The 3,278-nt window shown below is 65.0% G+C and carries 3 protein-coding genes; 1 reads left to right on the top strand and 2 read right to left on the bottom strand.

All coding sequences use genetic code 11. From position 1 onward, the window contains the following. Positions 1-227: 227 nt before the first annotated feature. Entirely contained in the window at positions 228-728 is a 501-nt protein-coding gene (gene secG / locus EOA24_RS31810; RefSeq protein WP_126082668.1) for a preprotein translocase subunit SecG, read from the bottom strand. A gap of 161 nt (positions 729-889) precedes the next feature. Continuing rightward, positions 890-1,657, bottom strand: a complete 768-nt coding sequence (gene tpiA, locus EOA24_RS31805) for a triose-phosphate isomerase (protein WP_126082667.1) — start codon at positions 1,655-1,657, stop codon at positions 890-892. Positions 1,658-1,800: 143 nt separating this feature from the next. Here tpiA and EOA24_RS31800 point away from each other — a divergent pair. Beyond that, a partial coding sequence (locus EOA24_RS31800) for a SurA N-terminal domain-containing protein (protein ID WP_127410478.1) occupies positions 1,801-3,278 on the top strand: 1,478 nt, incomplete at its 3' end.

Raw genomic sequence — 3,278 nt, 5'->3', positions numbered from 1 at the left:
TGCCTCAGCTTGAGGCGATGACGGCTAATCGATTATAGATTGCCCGCGGCACTTTATCGGCGCCCCCCAAGGACGCCGATAAAGTGCCGCGGGCAATCTATAATCGATTAGCCGTCATCGCCTCAAGCTGAGGCAGGCGCCACGCCCGGTTGAATCTTTGTGATCGGACGCGCATTTGCCGCGACTGTGTTCAAAGAACAACAGATCGCGGCCCGGTCCTTGGCTGGCTACTGGTTCGGAACCTGCGGCGTGACCGGCAAGGTGACGCCGTTGGCTGCCGGCGCTGGCGCAGCCGGAGCAGGCGTTGTCCCCGGAGCCGGCGCCATGGTGCCGTTGGCAAGAGGCGTCGTGGTCGTCGTACCGCCTGACGGAGCCGCGGGAGTCGTGCCGCTGGCCGGAGCCGCGGGCTTGGAGGTGCCCACCGGCCCATTGGAACCCGGCAGCTGGTTGAGCACGCCGCTGCCCTGGCTCGACGTCGCCGGACGGTCGAGAATGTCGATCGGCTTTTCGCCGTAGCGGGCAAGGATCGACAGCGCCAGCGAGGTCACGAAGAACGCAGCCGCCAGGATCGCGGTTGCGCGGGTCAGCGCATTGGCAGCGCCTCGCGCGGTCATGAAACCGGAGCCGCCGCCGATGCCCAGGCCGCCGCCTTCGGAGCGCTGCAGCAGCACCACGCCGACAAGGGCGAGCACGACCATGAGGTGGATGACGATCAGTACGGTTTCCATAATTTATCCTGGCGAGGCCAAGCGCTGCCGCGCATACGACCGGTGTTTTGGAGGCGGCTCCTTACAATGCTTTGACGGCATTTCCAAGCCCGTGGCCGGGAATATGGGAAGCAATGCGGCCGATACAACGATTTATGCCGCTGAAGCCGAGGTGACGTTCTCTAAGAGATGTTCATGTAGGCTTCCGCGATCGCCAGGAAGTCGGCCGCCTTCAGGCTGGCGCCGCCGACCAGCGCGCCGTCGACATTCTCGACGCCGAGCAGTTCCACCGCGTTGGACGGCTTGACCGAGCCGCCATAGAGAATGCGCATCCTGGCCGCGGCATCGCCGAGCAAACCGGTCAGCTTGCCGCGGATATGCGCATGCGCCTCGGCGACGTCGGCCGCCGTCGGGGTCAGGCCGGTGCCGATCGCCCACACCGGCTCGTAGGCAATGATGGTGTTCGCCGCGGTGGCGCTGGTCGGAACCGATCCTTCGAGTTGGCGCGACAGGACATCGAGCGTGGCGCCCGCCTCGCGTTCGGCGCGCGTCTCGCCGATGCAGATGATGGCCACCAGCCCTGCCCGCCAGGCAGCCGAAGCCTTGGCATGGACCGTCGCATCGTTGTCGCCGAACAGTTCGCGGCGCTCGGAATGGCCGACGATGACATGGCTCGCGCCGGCGTCCTTCAGCATCTCGGCGGAAATCTCGCCGGTGAAGGCGCCGCTCTCCTTGGGATGGCAATCCTCTCCGCCGGCCCGCACCGGCGTGCGCGACAGGATCTCGGCTGCGCGCTGGAGCAACGTCGCCGGCACGCACACCACCGCTTCGGTCTCGGCGTCGAGTCCGCTCATGAACCCGTTGCCGATCGACCGCAGCTCGTTGAGCGAGGCGCTGGTGCCGTTCATTTTCCAGTTGCCGGCGACAAGGGGGCGGATTCCAGGGGTCATGGGACGCGTTCTCCGAGCGACATTAAGCAGCGCCCTCACTACCAAAATCAGGTCACAAAGCAATCGACAGTGGACCGGAAGGGCGCTATTGCGCTTGTTTCAGACTCGGCGCACGCGAAAATGCGCAAAACTCGGAAGTATGCATGCTTGGTATATTGAGAAGCGCGGCGGGCACCTGGGTCGCGAAAGCGCTGCTGTTGTTGCTGGTCCTGAGCTTTGCCGCCTGGGGCATTACCACGCGCATGGTGGGCGGCGTTCTGGGCGGCCATCACGCGGTGATCACTGCCGGCGGCACCGAGGTCTCGATCAACGAATACCGCCTCGCCTACGATCGTCAGCTCTCGATGTTGTCGCAGCAATATGGCCAGCGCGTCACCCAGGAACAGGCCAAGCTGCTCGGTGTCGACAATCAGGTGCTGGCGCAGCTCGTGTCGGGCGCTGTGCTCGACGAACAGGCGCGCAAGCTCGGCCTCGGCCTTTCCAAGGACCGGCTGGCCGAACTGACGCGCGAGGATCCGGCTTTCAAGGGCCCCAGCGGCCAGTTCGATCGCCGGACGTTCGAATACCTCCTTCGCCAGCTCAACATGCGGCCCGAGGATTATCTCAAGAACCGCTCGCAGGTGGCCGTGCGCCAGCAAATCGTCGAGGCGATCTCCGACGGGCTGAAAGTGCCGCAGACCTTCCTCAAGGCGGTCTCGCTCTACCGCGGCGAGGACCGCACGATCGACTATCTGGTGCTGCCGAAAACGCTGGTGCAGCCGATCGAGGCGCCGTCCGCCAGCGCCCTCAACGCCTATTTCGACGCCAACAAGAAGAACTACGCCGCGCCGGAATACCGCAAGTTCTCCTATGTCCGGCTGGAACCGCAGGACATCGCGGATCCGTCCGCGGTGACCGACCAGCAGGTCAGCGACGACTATAAGAAGAATGTCGCGCGCTACACGACGCCCGAGATGCGCACCATCGAGCAGCTGGTGTTCAAGACGCCGGACGCGGCCAAGGCGGCTTTGGATTCGCTGAAGGCTGGCGCCACCTTCGACAAGCTCGTCACCGCCGAAGGCAAGACGCAGGCCGACACGCTGCTCGGCACGCTGTCCAGGGACAAGATCGCCGACAAGGCGGTTGCCGACGCGGCCTTCTCGCTCAATGCCAACGAGGTAAGCCAGGTCGTCCAGGGCGCCTTCGGTCCCGTGCTCCTGCGCGTCACGGAGATCAAGCCGCAGGTCGTGAAGCCGCTTTCGGAAGTGTCCGACCAGATCCGCAAGGACCTGGCGCTCGGCGAGGCAAGCCGCATCCTGCTCGACGTGCATGACAGCTACGAGGACACCCGCGCCTCGGGCGCCTCGCTTGCCCAGGCCGCCGACAAGCTGAAGCTCAAGGTCGTCACCATTGACGCTATCGACCGCACCGGCCAGCGGCCGGACGGCACCGTAGTCAACGACCTGCCGCAATCGGCCGATCTCATCAAGGCGGTGTTCGCGGCCGAGCCCAATACCGAGAATGAAGGCCTGACGACCGCCGACAACGGTTTCGTCTTCTACGAGGTGCAGTCGGTCACGCCGGCGCGCGACCGCACGCTGGATGAGGTCCGCAAGAAGGTCGTGGCCGACTGGACGGAAGC

This window comes from Mesorhizobium sp. M2A.F.Ca.ET.039.01.1.1, from assembly GCF_003998035.1.
GTDB lineage: Bacteria > Pseudomonadota > Alphaproteobacteria > Rhizobiales > Rhizobiaceae > Mesorhizobium.
This window is presented reverse-complemented; position numbering and strand designations above follow the sequence as displayed.

Excerpts from the sequence above, each read along its gene's own strand:
- secG (WP_126082668.1), bottom strand. The coding sequence starts at position 728 with ATGGAAACCGTACTGATCGTCATCCACCTCATGGTCGTGCTCGCCCTT.
- tpiA (WP_126082667.1), bottom strand. The coding sequence starts at position 1,657 with ATGACCCCTGGAATCCGCCCCCTTGTCGCCGGCAACTGGAAAATGAAC.